Raw genomic sequence first — 15,754 nt, 5'->3', positions numbered from 1 at the left:
ATGAACCTGTCACTTGCGATGGCGGCGTTGATCGCTGTCGCCCAACCTGCCGAAGACCCGCAGCGCTGGCTCGCCGAAGCCGACCATGCCTTGTCGCAGGGGCGCACCCAGCAGGCGCGTTTGATGCTGACCGAGGCCGTCCGTTTTGGATTGGCACCTGCCGAGCGCGACCGCCTGACTGCCGATATCGAACTGGCCGAGGGCAATGCCGGGCGCGCGCTGGCTATGTACCGCACGCTGATGGCGGGCGGCCTGGACGATCCCATGGTCAAGGCGCGCGCGGGCCGGGCCGCAGTGATGCTGGGCCAGAATGACGAGGCGGCGCGATTGCTCGACGAGGCGCTGATGGATGGCGAGGTCGCGGCCGACTGGCGAGTGTGGAATTTGCGCGGCGTGGCAGCGGACCGGCGCGGCCGCTTCGCCATCGCCAATGCAGCTTATACGCGCGCGCTGGCGATCGAGCCTTCGGACGCGCGATTGCTTAACAATGCCGGTTTTTCGCGGATGCTGCAGGGGGATTGGGCCGAAGCGCTCGCTTTCCTGCGCGCTGCCAACCGTCTCGACCCCAATCATGCGCGGATCGCGGCCAACCTCCAACTGGTCGAGATGGCGCTGGCCGGCAACCTGCCGGTGCGCGGCGATGGCGAAACGCGCGAGGCTTATGCGGCGCGGCTTAACGATGCCGGAGTCGTCGCGGCGCTGCGCGGCGAACGGCAGCGTGCGCTCGCAGCCTTTACCCGCGCCATCGAAGCCCGTAGCGATTATTACGAACGCGCCGCAGCCAATCTCCAACGGATACAGGGGCAATAATGACGCTGATCGAGACGGCACCCGACTGGCTTTTCATCGCCTATGCGGTGATCCTCTTCATCGCCGCCGCGCAGGACCTGATGGCGCGCAAGATTTCCAACCTCTTGCCGCTGGCGCTGATCATCGGCGCGATCGTCGCGGTGGTGCTCGAAGGCTTTTCGGCCGAGCTGTGGCAGAATGCGGCGCTGTTCGTCGCCGTCCTCGTCCTCGGCACCTTCAGCTTCGGGCGTGGCTGGGTCGGCGGGGGAGATGTCAAACTGCTCGCCGCCGTCGCGCTCTGGTTCGGGCTGATGTCGGGGCTGCGCATGGTCGTTGTGACCTTCCTGGTCGGCGGCCTGGTGACGATCGTCATGCTGATGGTCCGCATGGCCTTCCGCGGTAAATCCAAGAAAAGCCGCCTCATTCCCTATGGGGTGGCGATCGCCATCGGCGCGGTCGGGACGGGGCTATGGTATCGCATCTAGCCTTCGCGCTCGCGCTGCTGGTCCAGGACGCGCCGACCTATCTGGGCGGGGATCAACGCTGGGCGGCGTTTCGCACCAATGACGGGCGCTGCGAGGCGCGAGGCCGGGCCTGGCGCGTGCTGCCGGACAGCCAGCAGGAACGCCAGCCGATGATGCGCTTCATCTTCGAGGCGGGCGAAAACCCCTATGTCCACATCAACATGCGTCGCCTCCTGCCGACGCAGGCGCGGGTGATGCTGGTCATCGACGATGTGCCCTTCGTGCTCGAGGGGACGGGGCGCAATGCCTATTCGGGCGATGCCCAAGCGATCGACATCATGGAGGCGCTGCGCAGCGCGACCAAGATGCGGGTGACCGCGCGCGACCGCACCGGCACGCGCTTCACAGACTATTATCCGCTGGGTGGTGTGCCCGCCGCGATCGACGCCGCAGCGGCCGGCTGTGCCGATTAGGGCTGGAAAAATCTTGTCTCAACAACTAGATGGCGCCCAATCATGAGCGCTGACACCCCCCTGATGCCGATTGCCGGCAATATCGATCCCGTGCCCACGGGCCGTGCCCCCGCGCCCGACGTGGACGGCAAGCGCAACCTTGTCGGCCTAAACAAGGACGAGCTGCGCGCAGCCCTGCTCGAGGCCGGCATGGCGGAGAAGCAGGCCAAGCTGCGCGGCAAGCAGATCTGGCACTGGATTTACAATCGCGGCGCGACCTCGTTCGAAGAAATGACCGACATCGCCAAGGCGCAGAAGCCCTGGCTGATGGAGCGCTTCACCATCCGTCGCCCCGAAGTGGTCGAGGCGCAGGTGTCGACCGACGGCACGCGCAAATGGCTGCTGCGCACGCATGACGGCCATGATTTCGAGATGGTCTTCATCCCCGATGCCGATCGCGGGACTCTCTGCGTGTCGAGCCAGGTCGGCTGCACGCTCAATTGCCGTTTCTGTCACACCGGCACGATGCGGCTGGTGCGCAACCTCGAGCCTTACGAGATTGTCGGGCAGGTCATGCTGGCGCGCGATGCGCTCGGCGAATGGCCGAGCCGCCCGGAAGGCCGCATGCTCACCAACATCGTGATGATGGGCATGGGCGAGCCGCTCTACAATTTCGACAATGTCAAACAGGCGCTGACCATCGTCATGGATGGCGACGGGCTGGGCCTGTCGAAGCGCCGCATCACTTTGTCGACCTCGGGCGTCGTGCCGATGATGGAGAAATGCGGCGACGAGATCGGCGTGAATCTCGCCGTCTCGCTCCATGCAGTGACCAAGGAAGTGCGCGACGAGATCGTGCCCTTGAACAAGAAATACGGCATCGAGGAATTGCTGCAGGCCTGTGCCGACTATCCGGGCGCCAACAATGCGCGTCGCATCACGTTCGAATATGTCATGCTCAAGGACAAGAATGACAGCGACGAGGATGCGCGCGAGCTGGTTCGCCTGCTCAAGAAATTCGACCTGCCCGCCAAGGTGAACCTCATCCCTTTCAACCCGTGGGAAGGCGCCGAATATGAATGTTCGACGCCCGAGCGGATCAAGGCGTTCAGCGATATCGTCTTCGAAGCCGGCATTTCCGCGCCCGTGCGCACCCCGCGCGGCCGCGACATCGACGCGGCCTGCGGGCAGCTGAAGACGGCCGCGGAGAAGAAGTCACGCGCCCAGCGCGACCGTGAAGCGGCCGAGAATCAGGCGGGCTGAGCCGCCTTCTCTTTCTTCCGCCGCATCGCGGGTACCTCGCCATAGGTGAGCGCGCGCCACATCCATTCCAGCGGGCCATAGCGATAGGCCTTGAGCCAGAAATGGCTGAAGACGACCTGCGCCGCGAAGAAGGCGAAGCAGATCGGAAGCGTCTCGGACGGTGCGAGCTTGCCAGCCTGCGCGAGCCCCGGCCCGACCCCGGTGATGAGGAAGAAATAGAGGAAGCTCTGCGTCACGTAATTGGTGAGCGCCATCCGCCCCACCGGCGCGAACAGCTTGGCAAGGAATGACCAACTCTTCGAATTGAATAGTAGGATGATGCCGCAGGCATAGCCGAGGTCGAGGATCGGCACGCCCGTGGCATGGATCGCCTTGGCGACCGGCAGCGGAGCAGCAAGAAACTCGAATTCGATCGCGGTATAGAGCGCTTCCAGTGCCAGCCCGGTGGGCAAGGCGATCAAGCACAGCTTGCGGATCTGCGGCAGGAGTTCGGTCGTGCGCTGCAGCCAGCCCTGTCGCGCGATCCAGGCACCGACGAGGAAGCGGCCGAGCACATAGAGCCACCAGCCGATGAACACGCCGCTCAAGATGTAATCCTGCGTTGCCATCGTCCAATATTCGTTGAACCAGGCGCCATAATCGTTGCCGAGCACAGCCTCCTGCCGGGCGGCCTGCGCCTCGGGCGTCCAGACGATCCCGCCGATACTCTCCTCGACGCCAGTATATTTGCGGATGAGTTCGACGGTCGGGCGTGCGAAGACGGCGAGCGTCAGACCGATACCGATCATCGCGCGCATCGACAGGCCGCGCAGCGCGAACAGCGCAAACCCCATGGTCGCGTACATGTGGAGAATGTCCCACGGCCAGAAGAAGAGCATGTGGGCCCAGCCGAAGATGAAGAGGATGCCGAGCCGCCGCAGGTAAATGCGATTGAAGTCGCCGCCTTTGGCCTTCAGCCGTTCGTACATCACCCAGAAGCCAATCCCGAACAGCACGCCGAACAAGGTGTTGGCCTTGTCGCTGACCAGCCAGTTCAGCAGCAGGATCGCGGTCCTGTTGGCGTCATCGGACATCCACAGGTCGCGTTGTTCGGGAATGGAGGTAAAGCCGGAGAAGGTCCACCAGCCAAGATTGGCCAGCAACACGCCGAGCAGCGCGAAGCCGCGTAGCGCGTCGAGTTCGCCGATCCGCTCGGCCGAAGTTACGGGTGCAACGCCACTACGAAGTTCGTCTGCCATATGTCTGTCCCCCGACGTTTGGCTAACATAAAGCAAGTCGTTGCGCCATTGCTAAGGGCTTGCCAGAAGGGTGAGATCATCACGGGGGACAAGCGCACATGTCGTTGTTGAAGAAGCTTGCCGACAAACACCTCACCAGCGGGACGATCCGGTTGGTGAAACCCGACGGGTCGGAGGAGACGCTGGGCACGGGCGAGCGTTCGCTCTCTGTGCGACTGGTCGACAATGGCGTGCTTGGCGAACTGGCGCGCAATCCGCGACTTGCGCTTGGCGAGACCTTCATGGACGGGCGGCTGATCATCGAGGACGGATCGATCCTCGACTTGCTGGAAATCGTCCAGAAATCCAATCGCTGGGAGGATGGCGGGCTGGGCGCGACCTTTATCGCGCGGTCCAATGCGTTGAAGAAAGCGCAACGCTGGCTACGCCGCAACAACCCGGTGACCAGCCGCAAGAATGTCGCGCATCACTACGATCTCGGCAACGATCTCTATGCGCTCTTCCTCGACGAGCGGCGCCAATATAGCTGCGGCTATGTCACCGACGAGGGGGCTGACCTGGAGAAGATTCAGGCCGACAAGCTCGCCCATATCGCGGCCAAGCTGTATTTGCGCGAAGGCGATCATGTGCTCGACATCGGGTCGGGCTGGGGCGGGATGGCGATCTACTTGCACCGCGTCGCGGGCGTGAAGGTGACCGGTGTCACCTTGTCGGTCGAACAACTGGACTATGCCCGCAAGGCTGCGCAGAAAGCCGGCGTTTCGGAGCATGTGCGCTTCGAACTCACCGACTATCGCTCGCTCACCGGCACCTATGATCGGATCGTCTCGGTCGGCATGTTCGAACATGTCGGCGAAGCGCATTATGACGAATTCTACACCACCTGCCGACGCCTCCTGAAGGATGACGGGGTGATGTTGCTCCACACGATCGGCAAGTTTGGCCAAGCTTCGGGCCCCGACCCGTTCACCGACAAATATATCTTTCCGGGCTATCACATCCCGTCCCTGTCTCAGATGGTCGAGGCCTCGGAGAAAGCGCGGTTGATCAGCAGCGATGTCGAAACGCTGCGGCTCCATTATGCGCATACGCTGCGCCACTGGCTCGCCCATACCGAAGCAAACGAGGCCGAGATCGTGCGGATGCATGACGAGCGCTTCTACCGGCTCTGGCTCTATTATCTCGCCGGCGGGGTGGTGATGTTCGAGGATGGCGGCGCCTGCAACTACCAGGTCCAATATGTGAAGGACCGCCGCGCGCTGCCCATCACCCGGGATTATATGGCGGAGACCGAAAAGCTCTATCGCCAGCGCGACGCGGAACGCGCGTGAGCATCGACAATGCCAAGCCCGGCTGGTGGGAGAGCAGGGCCTATCTCGTCGCCCTGCTGGCGCTGAGCCTCGTCCCGTTCCTGTTCACCTCGCTGCCGCCGATGGTCGACTTGCCGGGCCATATGGCGCGCTATGCAGTCGCGCAGGATGATGGCGCGCTGCCGGGGCTTGCCGAATTTTTCGATTATCGCTGGAAGCTGGCGGGCAATCTTGGCGTCGACATCCTCGTTGCCTTGCTCGCACCGATCATCGGGCTGAAACCGGCCATCGCCATCGTCGTCATGAGCATCCCGCCGCTCTTCATCGCGGGTTTCTGGATGCTCTCGAAGGAAGCCAGTGGCGGGCGCGTGCCGCCGACCATGGGCTTCATCCTCGTCCTCGCTTTCTCGCACCCCTTCATCTTCGGCTTCGTCAATTATTGCCTGAGCATCGCGCTCGGCATGTTCGTGCTGGCCTGGTGGATCCGGCTGGGGCGCGAGGGGAGGTTCAGACAGCGCGCGCTCGTCATGCTGCCCGCCGGGTTGGTCGTTTATATCGCGCATGCGTTTGGCTGGGGTCTGCTGGGCCTTGCCGCTTTCGGTGCGGAATGGGTGCGACGGCGTGGGCTGGGTGAGGGGCTGGCCTCCTCGGCGTTCCGCGCGGGACTTGGCTGCTGGCCGCTCATGCTGCCTTTCCTCCACCTCATCGGCTGGACGCTGGGCCGCGATGGCGAGGATGCCTTTACCGGCTTCATGTTCGACTGGCGCTTCAAGACGAGCTTCGTGCTCGGCACGCTACGCGAAAGCGACCGGATGCTCGACTTGCTGCCGCTCGTCCCGATGTTCGGGCTGGTCGGGCTCGCCATCTTCCTCAAGGACTTCAAGTGGACGGCCAAGCCGCTGCTTGCCGCCTTCCTCGTCACCTTTGCTGCCTTCATCGCGATGCCCGGGACCGTCGTCGGCTCGGCCTATGCCGACATGCGCATGACGCCAGTGCTGTTCGGGCTGATCATCCTTGCCTTCGCGCCGACCAGCCCGCGCGGCGCATTGGTTATCGCGCTGCTCTCGCTCGTCTTCGGGCTGATGCGGGTCGGCACCGTGACCGTCCATTCGATGCGCTGGGACGCGGCGATCCAGCAGCGGCTCGAGGTGGTCGAGGGCCTTGAGCCCGGCAGCCGCGTCTTCATGCTGCACGGGCCGACGCAATGTTTCGACCAGTGGGTGCTACGGCGGACGGTGCATCTGGGCGGCTATCACATTGCCGACAATCGCGGATTTGCGAACAATTTGTGGCCGCTGGGCAATGCCAGCCCGCTGGAATTCAAGCCGGGCATCCCCAAGGATTGGGGCCGCGACCCGTCGCAGCTATCACGCCTGCCCGATTGCGGACCGCTTTACATGCCGCTTTTTACCGAGACGATGGCGAACTTCCCGCGCGAGCATTTCGACTATCTGTGGCTGGTCGATGCGCCGCTGCTGCCCGAATATGAACGTGAGTTCGAGCTGCTGCGCGAAAGCGAGGGCGCGAAGCTCTACCGGATCGGCGACTAGGCGCGTTCGAGCAAGGCGAGGATCGAGACGCCGAAGGGCATGGGCAGTCGCCCGACCCAGGCGCGTTCGGCCCCGAAAACGAAGCGCAGCAGGCCGTTGACCGGTGCCGGCGGGACGGCGTCGTCCGCGCTCTCGCTGCCGGTCATCTTGCCGAGAATGCGCGCGGCCGCGATCGGCGGGAAGAGGTGGCTGTTGAAATAGGTCGCATGGCGCGTCTTCCAGCCCTGCTCGGCAGCGAGGCTGGTCAGGTTTTCGCGCGTATAGCGACGGAAATGATGGTGCGCCTCGTCATGCTTCGACCACATCCACTGATAGGCGGGCACGGTAAGCATGAGCTTGCCGCCCGGGCGCATGACGCGGGCGAGCCCGGCAAACGCAGCGCGGTCATCCTCGACATGTTCGAGGACGTCGAGCAGGGCAACGAGGTCGTAGGAGGCATCGGCAATGCCGGCCAACTCAGGCAAAGCGGCGTCGAGTACGTCGCGGCCGAGGCGCTGGGTCGCCAGCGCGCGGGCGGGGGCGTCCAGCTCGACTGCATCGACGCGGCCATATTTCTCCAGCACCGGGAAATTATGTCCGGTTCCCGCGCCGACTTCGAGGATACGGGCATCCTTGGGCAGGTCGGCCTTGCGGGCGAGGAAGGTGTCGAGAATCTCGCGGCGGGCCTCGAACCACCAATGCTCCTGGTCGGTTTCGGCCATGCGGTCGAAGACGGCGCGGTCCATGGGGTTATTCTCCCAATTCTTCGCGCACGATATAGAGCGGGCGCTGCTTGGTTTCGGTGAGGATACGGCCGACATATTCGCCGAGAATGCCGAGGCTGATCAGCTGGATCGATCCCAAGAACAGCACGGCGACCATGAGGCTGGCATAGCCGGGGACATCGACGCCGGTGATGATCGTCTGGATGATGATGAAGGCGGCGTAGACGAGCGTGCCGAGGGCGACGAGCCCGCCGACATAGGACCAGACGCGCAGCGGCACGGTCGAGGCCGACGTGATGCCGTCCAGCGCCAGCGTCCACAGCTTCCAGAAGCCGAACTTGCTGGTACCTGTTTCGCGTTCTTCGCGGCGATAGCTGACCGTTGCGGTATTGAACCCGGCCCAGCCGAACAGCCCCTTCATGAAGCGGTTGCGCTCGGGCATCGTCTTGATGACATCGACCACCTTGCGGTCGAGCAGGCGGAAATCGCCCGCATGCTCGGGAATCTTGTCCTTCGACAGCGCATTGTGGGTGCGATAATAGGCGCTCGCGCTGGCGCGCTTCAGGAAGCCGTCCGTCTCGCGATTGTCGCGCACGCCGACAACGACGTCATGGCCCTCGCGCCACTTGGCGATCATCGGCGGGATCGCGCTCGGCGGGTCCTGCATGTCGACGTCATAGGGAATGACGGCCTTCCCGCGTGCATGGTCGATACCGGCGGTCAATGCGGCTTCCTTGCCGAAATTGCGCGACAGCGAGAGGGCGCGGACACGCGGGTCGCGCTGGTTGGCCTCGCGCAGGACACGCATCGTGCCATCGCTCGACCCATCGTCGACGAACAGGATCTCGAAGCTCTTGGCGACCGGATCGTCGAGCTTCTCCAGCATCGGGATCATGGCGGAGAGGAAAGCGGGGATCGCTTCCTCCTCATCCTTGACCGGCAGGACCAATGTCAGTTCAGGGGTCTGGATTTCACTCATGATGTTCATGCGTACACCCATTTGCGATGCAGTGCGAAGGTCAGCCATGGCGTGACGAACAGGAATGGGATGGTCGGCCACCAGGTTTCGCCGCCCAGTTCCTTGACCAGCAGCCAGACCCAGAACTGATTGAGCGCGAAACCGGCTAGGTTGACGGTGAGGAAGCGCGCATTGCGCTTGCCGGGATTGTCGCGGGCGCCATGTCCGCGAAAGCTGAATCGCCCGTGGATCAGGTAGCTGACGAAATTGAAGACGATGAAGACGATGGCGAGGCTGACATTCGGATCGACCCAATGCGCGACGATCCAGTAGGCGAGGCTGAAGGCCGCGGTGATGCCGAAACCGGCCACCGCATAGCGCAGCACCTGGACGGCAACTTCGCGTTGCCCCGGTTCCAGCGCTTCCCACGTCTTTCGCATCGCCGCCACCATTGGCCGTTTCCCCCGAATTCTCAAACTAGTCGGTTCGGGGCGACTTTGGCACCCTCATGGTAAACAGCGCGTAAAGAAAAGGCCCCGACATTGCCTGCCGGGGCCTCCTTTTTCCGCTTTTTCGCTGCCGATCAGTCGGCGGCGAGCTCCGCGACGATGCGCGGAGCGGGGTAGATGACTTCGAGCGCCTCCTGCAGCGCGGCGGTCGAGACGGTGATCATGCGATTGTTGGCCGCATCATAACCGAAGCTGCCGCCGGTCACGTAGATATTGCCGTCGAACGCGGCACCGATCACGGTGCCGTTGCGATCGAGCACGGGCGAACCCGAATTGCCGCCGATAATGTCGTTGGTCGAGACGAAATTGTAGACGGTCGACTTGTCGATCTGGTCTTCCTTCTCGATGAACTGGCTCGGCAGGTCGTAGGGGATGTTGCCCGTCGCGCGGTCATAGGTGCCGGCGATGGTGGTGGTTGTCGGGACCATCTCGCCCCGCTCTTCCCACGACTTCACGACGCCATAGTTGATGCGCAGCGTGAAGGTGGCGTCCGGATAAAGGCTGTCGCCATAAGCGGCGAAACGTGCATCTGCGAGACGCGCGGCCGGGTCGGTCAGCTTGCTCGAATAGTTGGTCGCGAACTCATCGCCGATCCGCTCCACCTGCGGATAGAGGCGCAAGGCATATTGGATCATCGGATCTTCGGACGCCTGGAGCGCTTCGAGCCCGCCTTCGAGCAACGCGACGCGCGCCGCCGGATCGGTGAGAGAGGTGTTGCGCACGAGGCGCTCGGAAAGGCCCTCGGGGCTTTCGTCGCCGAGCAGCGTCTTGGTCTGCGGATCGTCGGTGCCGAGATATTCGCGCGCCTTGCTGAGCGACCATTCCATCAGCAGCTCGTCGAGCCACAGGTGGATGGTGCGCTCCTGCCCGAGCTGCGCGGCGATGCGGCCCATGGTGGCCTCGCCGAAGCCCGGATCACGCTCCTCGGCGGGCTTGGCCATTTCCATATTGGCCGCGACGATGGTCTGAGCGTAGCCGTAGAGCGTGCCCGAGGGGCTGTCATAGACGGCGCGCAAATTGTTGGCGCGGGCATAGTCGAGGGCTTCGTCGATCTCGGTCCACGGATCGCCAATCTCGTCATTGCCGGCGACTTCTGCCTTCAATTCCTCCTCGGCGTCGATCAGCGTCTGGAAGAAATCCATGTTGGTGAGCGCGCGCTGGCGGCCGAACTGGACCTTGAGGCTGTTCTCGATGCTGCCGAGCGTGTCGTTGCCCTCGCGGGTGCGTTCTTCATCCTCGTCCATCGCGCTGATCAGGCGACCGCGCAATTCCGACAGGGTGGCGATCTGGCGCGGCAGCTGCACGTCGCGAATATATTCGAGCTGGGCGACCGTCAGCAGGCGCTGGGTCGAGCCCGGATTGCCGACGACGAGCGTGATCTCGCCATCCTGCGGCGAGCGCGGGTTCCAGGTCAGGTGGTTGGGCGTCACGGCCGCCTCGCCATTTTCATAGGCGCGCAGGAAGGCGCCATCCATGCTGTAGCGCGGGAAGTTGAAGTTGTCGGGATCGCCGCCGAACTGCGCGGCCTGCGCCTCGGGTGCCCAAGCGATGCGGACCTCGTCGTAGCGACGATAGGTGTAGAGGCTGTACTGGCCACCATTGTAGAGGCTGACGACTTGGCAGCTATAGCCTTCTGCCGTGCAGGCATCGGTGCCGGTCAGCGAGGCGGTGATGGCGCGCTGCGCAGCGACGGCTTCGTCGCCTTCCAGCCCGGCAATCGCGCCCTTCACCTCGTCGGTGACGTCGGCGATTGAAGTGACGATATCGGCGCGCTGGCCGGGGCAGACGATTTCCTCTTCCATCGTCGCCACGTTGAAGCCGTTGGCGAGATAGTCGTTATCGTCATTGCTGATCGCGGCGAGGCAGGACGAGATGCAGTGATGGTTGGTGAGGATGAGGCCGTTGTCCGAGACGAAGCTCGCCGAGCAGCCATTGAGGCGCACGGCGCCCTCGCGCACCGTGTCGAGCCATTCCTGGTCGGGGGCCCAGCCATAAGCGGCCATCATCCGCTCGCGCGGGAAGGCATCGAAGGTCCACATCCCTTCGTCGGCCTTGGCTCCGCCGGACATGAGGATGGCCGCGCTGGCGGCAAGCAAAAGGGAACGGGTGCGCATTTTCACTCTCCTGAAACTGTGTGCGCGTTAGATGCGCCAACCCGGCACCGGCTGGCAAGTCCTCTTGCAAGGGGGACGAGCCTCGTCGAGAAGGGGTGAAACGAGCGTGGGGGCAAGACGGCGATGTTGGCCAGGTTGAAGGCATTTCTTGAGCGGCGCTGGCTGATGGGGACCTTGTTCCTGTGGCTTGCTTTCTCGACCTTGGTGACGACCATGAACGTGGTCGCCATCGCCACGTTGAACCTGCGCGATACCGACGACAATCTGCGCCTCTTGCAGGTGCGCGACTGGCTCGGCGGGCAGGGCTGGTACGACCTTCGCCAATATCGGATGCTCGCGCCCGAAGGCGCCGATATTCACTGGTCGCGGCTGGTCGACCTGCCGATTGCCGGGCTGATCCTGATTTCCGAACCGTTTCTGGGTGCCGAGGCCGCGGAATTGTTCGCGCTGGCCATGGCACCGCTAATGGCATTGCTGGTCGCAGCGGTGGCGATCGCGCTGGTGGCGCGGCGGGTGGCGGGCAAGTTGGCCTGGCTGCCAGCGATGCTGATCCTCGTCTTCTCGCCCATCGCCATCGGCAACTTTTTCCCGATGCGAATCGACCATCATGGCTGGCAGCTGGCCTGCCTAGCCTGGGTGATGGCGGGGGCGGTCGATCCCAACAAGAGACGCGGCGGTATCATCGCGGGCATCGCGACGGCGGCCTCGCTGACCATCGGGCTCGAACTGCTCATCCCGCTCGCGCTGATCGGCGCGGGGCTGGTGCTCAGCTGGGTCTGGAAGGCCGAAGAAGCGCGCCGCATCGGTAGTTATGGAGTCGCTTTGGCGCTCGGATGCGGGCTCGGCTTCTTGCTATTTGCCTCGGAGGCCAATCGCGCGCTGCGCTGCGATGCGCTGACGCCGGTCTGGCTCAGCGACATGATGCTGGCGGGCGCGGCGGCGCTGCTGCTCGCCTGGAAGAGCCCGCCGACCTGGAAGGGGCGGCTCATCCTCGCAGGCATCGCCGGCGTGGTGCTGGCGGCGTTCCACGGCGTCGCTTTCCCGCAATGCCTGTCGCGCCTCGAAGGGGTCGATCCGGCAGTGAGCGAACTCTGGCTCGAGCGGGTCAGCGAGGCGCGCGGCGCGCACGAACATAGCCTGCGCACGGCCTGGAGCGCGCTGACGCCCCTGGTCGTCGGCATGATCGGCTACATCCTTGCCTGGCGCCTGCTGCCGGCGGGCGAGGGGCATCGCCGTCACCTGCTCGTGCTCGGCGTGCCCATGCTCGCGGCCATCGGCCTCGTCTTCTGGCAGATTCGGGCCGGCGGCCCAGCGCAGTTGATGGCCGTGCCCGGCGCGGCGGCCTTCGTCATGCTGCTCCTGCCGCGCACGCTGGCCTCGGGATCGGCGCTAGTGCGGATCATCGGCACCTACCTGGTTGCCGTGATCGGACTTGGCGCGCTCGGCACGATCGCCAGCAACTACCTCCCAAAGAACGAGGCCGAGGTGAAGCGCGAGGCCAAGGAAAAGGTCGTCAATAATGACGAGGAGCCGGCGTCCAATTGCCAGCAAAGCTGGGTCATGGGGCAGCTCGACCGGATCGAGCCGGCGACGATCTTCACCCATATCGACCTTGCGCCGCGCCTCCTCGTGACCACGCATCACACGACCATCACCGGGCCCTATCATCGCAATGACGAGGCGATCGGCATGGTGCTGTCGGTATTGCTGTCGCAGCCCGACGAAGATGCCGATGCCGAGCGCACGGTGCGCGGGCTGGGGAGCGACTATGTGATGATCTGCGACGAGCGCGGGCCGGGCGACGAATTGCCCGACGCGGATCGCCTCGATGCCCGGCTTGTTCGCGGTGAAGTGCCCGACTGGCTCGAGCCGGTCGACGAGCGCTGGCTCGAAGGCTCGCCGATCAAGCTATTCCGGGTGAAGTGAACAGGCTCTGCTCGATCCCGTCGATGACGAATTGAGCGGCCAGCGCGGCGAGGATGACGCCCAACAGGCGGGTGATCATCGCTTCGAGTTTGGCACCGAGCAATTTCATGATCGGCCCCGCCGCCAGTAGTGCCAGCAGGGTGATGAGGATCACCGCGCTCATCGCGCTGACGACGGTAATCGTTTCCTCCGCCGTATCGGCTTCGGCCATATAGAGCATCATCGCGGCGATGGTGCCGGGACCGGCGATCATCGGGATGGCCATGGGGAAGACAGAGACATCTTCGGCCTCGGGTGTGCCCTCGATGTCGGCGGCGCGATTCTCGCGGCGCTCGGTGCGCTTTTCGAAGACCATTTCGAGCGCGATCATGAACAGCATGATGCCGCCGGCGATGCGAAAGGCGGCAAGGCTGATGCCGAGTGCGTCCAGCAGCGGCTCGCCAAAAAAGGCGAAAAAGAGGAGGATGCACCAGGCGACGAAGGCGGCGCGGAAGGCCATGCGGCGGCGCGATTGCGGCGTTGCATCGCGGGTCAGCCCCGCAAAGATGGGCGCATTGCCGGGCGGATCGACGATGACCGCAAAGGTGACGAAGGCAGAGCCGAACAGGCCGATCAGGCTTTCCATCAGTCGATCATCTCCTCGGCCTCATAGACCAGAATGTAGATTTCACCGTCCCAGCGCCAGGTCCTGAGGCTGCGGCGCGGGGTCTCATCCTCGCCCCAGATGCCGTGCCGCCATTCCCATTTCAGGCTGCCATCGTCGCTATAGCCGGTGGCACCGCGCGCGGTCTCGCTTTCCCATTCGACGGGTGAGACGTCCTGCGGCAGGTTGGCGCAGCTGGCAATGTCGATCTTGGGATCATCGGCCATCTCAGCATCGGCCGTCGGCAGGCCCATGTCGATAAGGTATCGCCAGCCATCTTCGGTCAGCGTCCATACGGTGTGAAAGTTACCCGACGCTCCCGACCCGGGGCTGAAAAAAGGCCCCATGTTGAAGGCGGTGCGGCCATCGCAGCTGCCGACCGACAGGCTGGGCCACCAGGCGGTTGCATAATGGGGTTCGCCATTCTCCGCAGCGGCGGCAGCGAAGCCAATCGCGGGGATCACGTTGCGGCCGATGAGAATGCCGTCTTCGTGCGCCCAGTTCCCGAATGCCTGCCACTGCCCGTTTTCGCGTGCGTCGGCGGCGAAGGCGAGCTCGGCGTCGAGCGCGGTCGCCGGGTCCGCAAGCATCAGCAGGGCGGCAAGGATCATAGCTGCGGCGGCTCCAGCCCTTCTCGGGCATTGGCGGCTCGCAGCGTGTTGGCGAGCAGCATGGCGATGGTCATGGGGCCGACGCCGCCGGGCACGGGGGTGATGGCAGCGGCATGTTCGGCGGCTTCGTCATAGGCAACGTCACCGACCAGCTTGCCGCGCCCGCCCTCTTCGCTCGGGCGCAGGCGGTTGATGCCGACGTCGATCACCGTCGCGCCGGGTTTCACCCAGTCGCCCTTGATCATTTCGGGGCGGCCCACGGCGGCGACGAGAATGTCGGCCTGGCGCGCCAATGCGGGCAGGTCGGCAGTGCGACTGTGCGCGATGGTGACGGTGGCATTTTCCTGCAGCAGCAATTGCGCCATCGGCTTGCCGACGATGTTGGAGCGGCCGATCACCACGGCATGCTTGCCTGAAAGGTCGCCGAGACGCTCTTTCAGCAAGTGGATGCAGCCATAAGGCGTGCACGGCACGAGCGCGCTCTCGCCCACCGCGAGCTTGCCGGCATTGATAACGTGGAAGCCGTCGACATCCTTGGCGGGGTCGATGCGATCGAGCACATGCGCGCTGTCAATATGGTCGGGGAGCGGGAGCTGGACGAGGATGCCGTCGACCGTCGCATCACGGTTCATCCGGTCGATGAGGTGGAGGATTTCCGCCTCGGTCACGCCCGCAGGATAGCGGTGGACTTTGCCGACCATGCCGGCGGCTTCGGTCGCTTTCTCCTTGGAACCGACATAGACCGCGCTCGCCGGATCGTCGCCGACCAAGACGACATGGAGGCCGGGCGCGCGGCCCACTTGCTCCTTGAAATGCGAAACGGCGCTGGCGATCCGCTCGCGCAAGGCGGCGGCGGCGGCCTTGCCGTCGATCTTGTCGGCGCTCATCGCACCACCGTCGGGCCAAGCTCCATGAGGATGCCGGGAATGACGGCGCGCTGCAGGATCAGGATGCCGAACAGAACGACCATCGGCGACAGGTCGAGTTGGCCGAAATCGGGCAGAATCTTGCGGATCGGCCGGTAAATGGGCGCGGTAATGCGCTCCAGCACCTCGACGATCGTGGCGACGACGCGACTGTATGGGTCGAGCACCTTGAAGACGAACAGCCAGCTGATGATCACCTGCGCGATGATCACCCAGAAGAGCACATCGAGCAGGATGTAGAGAATATTGAAGAGCGCGTAGATCATGGCCGAGGCTTAGCTTGCCCCTCTTCGCACT

General features: G+C 64.1%; 16 protein-coding genes. 7 read left to right on the top strand and 9 right to left on the bottom strand.

Annotated features, from left to right (window positions below):
- The 4 genes from NDO55_RS08995 to rlmN are packed head-to-tail and all read left to right on the top strand — an operon-like array spanning position 1 to position 2,968.
- A complete protein-coding gene (locus tag NDO55_RS08995; protein ID WP_252114472.1) occupies positions 1 to 810 on the top strand; it encodes a tetratricopeptide repeat protein in 810 nt (269 codons plus the stop codon).
- On the top strand, positions 810 to 1,274 hold the full coding sequence (locus tag NDO55_RS08990; protein WP_252114470.1) for an A24 family peptidase: 465 nt from the start codon (positions 810 to 812) through the stop codon (positions 1,272 to 1,274). Before NDO55_RS08995 ends, NDO55_RS08990 begins: the two co-directional genes overlap by 1 nt.
- Complete coding sequence (locus NDO55_RS08985) at positions 1,259 to 1,726, top strand: hypothetical protein (RefSeq protein ID WP_252114468.1); 468 nt, start codon at positions 1,259 to 1,261, stop codon at positions 1,724 to 1,726. The genes NDO55_RS08990 and NDO55_RS08985 overlap by 16 nt, the downstream gene beginning before the upstream one ends.
- A gap of 42 nt (positions 1,727 to 1,768) precedes the next feature.
- On the top strand, positions 1,769 to 2,968 hold the full coding sequence (gene rlmN / locus NDO55_RS08980; RefSeq protein ID WP_252114466.1) for a dual-specificity RNA methyltransferase RlmN: 1,200 nt from the start codon (positions 1,769 to 1,771) through the stop codon (positions 2,966 to 2,968).
- Here rlmN and NDO55_RS08975 read toward each other — a convergent pair.
- Entirely contained in the window at positions 2,956 to 4,206 is a 1,251-nt protein-coding gene (locus tag NDO55_RS08975) for a DUF418 domain-containing protein (RefSeq protein WP_252114464.1), read from the bottom strand. The genes rlmN and NDO55_RS08975 overlap by 13 nt on opposite strands.
- A gap of 98 nt (positions 4,207 to 4,304) precedes the next feature.
- On the opposite strand from NDO55_RS08975, the gene NDO55_RS08970 reads away from it, so the two are divergent.
- Positions 4,305 to 5,537, top strand: a complete 1,233-nt coding sequence (locus NDO55_RS08970; protein WP_252114462.1) for an SAM-dependent methyltransferase — start codon at positions 4,305 to 4,307, stop codon at positions 5,535 to 5,537.
- A complete protein-coding gene (locus tag NDO55_RS08965; protein WP_252114460.1) occupies positions 5,534 to 7,066 on the top strand; it encodes a hypothetical protein in 1,533 nt (510 codons plus the stop codon). The genes NDO55_RS08970 and NDO55_RS08965 overlap by 4 nt, the downstream gene beginning before the upstream one ends.
- Here the strand turns inward: NDO55_RS08965 and NDO55_RS08960 are convergent.
- From NDO55_RS08960 to NDO55_RS08945, 4 genes are all read right to left on the bottom strand, one after another.
- Entirely contained in the window at positions 7,063 to 7,791 is a 729-nt protein-coding gene (locus tag NDO55_RS08960; protein WP_252114458.1) for a class I SAM-dependent methyltransferase, read from the bottom strand. The two genes, NDO55_RS08965 and NDO55_RS08960, sit on opposite strands and share 4 nt — an antisense overlap.
- A gap of 4 nt (positions 7,792 to 7,795) precedes the next feature.
- On the bottom strand, positions 7,796 to 8,758 hold the full coding sequence (locus NDO55_RS08955; protein ID WP_252114456.1) for a glycosyltransferase family 2 protein: 963 nt from the start codon (positions 8,756 to 8,758) through the stop codon (positions 7,796 to 7,798).
- Positions 8,755 to 9,168: a GtrA family protein gene (locus tag NDO55_RS08950; protein ID WP_252114455.1), complete on the bottom strand. Its 414-nt coding sequence runs from the start codon at positions 9,166 to 9,168 to the stop codon at positions 8,755 to 8,757. The genes NDO55_RS08955 and NDO55_RS08950 overlap by 4 nt, the downstream gene beginning before the upstream one ends.
- Before the next feature lie 143 nt (positions 9,169 to 9,311).
- A complete protein-coding gene (locus NDO55_RS08945) occupies positions 9,312 to 11,351 on the bottom strand; it encodes a S46 family peptidase (protein ID WP_252114454.1) in 2,040 nt (679 codons plus the stop codon).
- A 123-nt stretch (positions 11,352 to 11,474) separates the two neighbouring features.
- Here NDO55_RS08945 and NDO55_RS08940 point away from each other — a divergent pair, with 123 nt between their 5' ends.
- Entirely contained in the window at positions 11,475 to 13,277 is a 1,803-nt protein-coding gene (locus NDO55_RS08940; protein WP_252114452.1) for an AcrB/AcrD/AcrF family protein, read from the top strand.
- Here NDO55_RS08940 and NDO55_RS08935 read toward each other — a convergent pair.
- The 4 genes from NDO55_RS08935 to NDO55_RS08920 are packed head-to-tail and all read right to left on the bottom strand — an operon-like array spanning position 13,255 to position 15,723.
- Positions 13,255 to 13,893, bottom strand: coding sequence for a MarC family protein (locus NDO55_RS08935; RefSeq protein WP_252115582.1), 639 nt, complete (start codon positions 13,891 to 13,893; stop codon positions 13,255 to 13,257). The two genes, NDO55_RS08940 and NDO55_RS08935, sit on opposite strands and share 23 nt — an antisense overlap.
- Before the next feature lie 8 nt (positions 13,894 to 13,901).
- Positions 13,902 to 14,531 carry a hypothetical protein gene (locus tag NDO55_RS08930; protein ID WP_252114450.1) on the bottom strand — a complete coding sequence of 210 codons (630 nt, stop codon included), beginning with the start codon at positions 14,529 to 14,531 and terminating at the stop codon, positions 13,902 to 13,904.
- Entirely contained in the window at positions 14,528 to 15,418 is an 891-nt protein-coding gene (gene folD / locus NDO55_RS08925) for a bifunctional methylenetetrahydrofolate dehydrogenase/methenyltetrahydrofolate cyclohydrolase FolD (protein ID WP_252114448.1), read from the bottom strand. Before folD ends, NDO55_RS08930 begins: the two co-directional genes overlap by 4 nt.
- Positions 15,415 to 15,723, bottom strand: a complete 309-nt coding sequence (locus NDO55_RS08920) for a YggT family protein (protein WP_252114446.1) — start codon at positions 15,721 to 15,723, stop codon at positions 15,415 to 15,417. The genes folD and NDO55_RS08920 overlap by 4 nt, the downstream gene beginning before the upstream one ends.
- Between the last annotated feature and the right edge of the window lie 31 nt (positions 15,724 to 15,754).

The organism is Sphingomicrobium sediminis (genome assembly GCF_023805295.1).
Lineage (GTDB): Bacteria > Pseudomonadota > Alphaproteobacteria > Sphingomonadales > Sphingomonadaceae > Sphingomicrobium > Sphingomicrobium sediminis.
Note: the sequence above shows the minus strand (reverse complement) of the source record. Positions and strands in the feature narration are given on the sequence as shown.

Bases quoted from the DNA above. Each gene is read 5' to 3' on its own strand.
- NDO55_RS08995 (WP_252114472.1), top strand. From the start codon at position 1: ATGAACCTGTCACTTGCGATGGCGGCGTTGATCGCTGTCGCCCAACCT.
- NDO55_RS08990 (WP_252114470.1), top strand. From the start codon at position 810: ATGACGCTGATCGAGACGGCACCCGACTGGCTTTTCATCGCCTATGCG.
- NDO55_RS08985 (WP_252114468.1), top strand. From the start codon at position 1,259: ATGGTATCGCATCTAGCCTTCGCGCTCGCGCTGCTGGTCCAGGACGCG.
- rlmN (WP_252114466.1), top strand. From the start codon at position 1,769: ATGAGCGCTGACACCCCCCTGATGCCGATTGCCGGCAATATCGATCCC.
- NDO55_RS08975 (WP_252114464.1), bottom strand. From the start codon at position 4,206: ATGGCAGACGAACTTCGTAGTGGCGTTGCACCCGTAACTTCGGCCGAG.
- NDO55_RS08970 (WP_252114462.1), top strand. From the start codon at position 4,305: ATGTCGTTGTTGAAGAAGCTTGCCGACAAACACCTCACCAGCGGGACG.
- NDO55_RS08960 (WP_252114458.1), bottom strand. From the start codon at position 7,791: ATGGACCGCGCCGTCTTCGACCGCATGGCCGAAACCGACCAGGAGCAT.
- NDO55_RS08955 (WP_252114456.1), bottom strand. From the start codon at position 8,758: ATGAACATCATGAGTGAAATCCAGACCCCTGAACTGACATTGGTCCTG.
- NDO55_RS08950 (WP_252114455.1), bottom strand. From the start codon at position 9,168: ATGCGAAAGACGTGGGAAGCGCTGGAACCGGGGCAACGCGAAGTTGCC.
- NDO55_RS08945 (WP_252114454.1), bottom strand. From the start codon at position 11,351: ATGCGCACCCGTTCCCTTTTGCTTGCCGCCAGCGCGGCCATCCTCATG.
- NDO55_RS08940 (WP_252114452.1), top strand. From the start codon at position 11,475: ATGTTGGCCAGGTTGAAGGCATTTCTTGAGCGGCGCTGGCTGATGGGG.
- NDO55_RS08930 (WP_252114450.1), bottom strand. From the start codon at position 14,531: ATGATCCTTGCCGCCCTGCTGATGCTTGCGGACCCGGCGACCGCGCTC.
- folD (WP_252114448.1), bottom strand. From the start codon at position 15,418: ATGAGCGCCGACAAGATCGACGGCAAGGCCGCCGCCGCCGCCTTGCGC.
- NDO55_RS08920 (WP_252114446.1), bottom strand. From the start codon at position 15,723: ATGATCTACGCGCTCTTCAATATTCTCTACATCCTGCTCGATGTGCTC.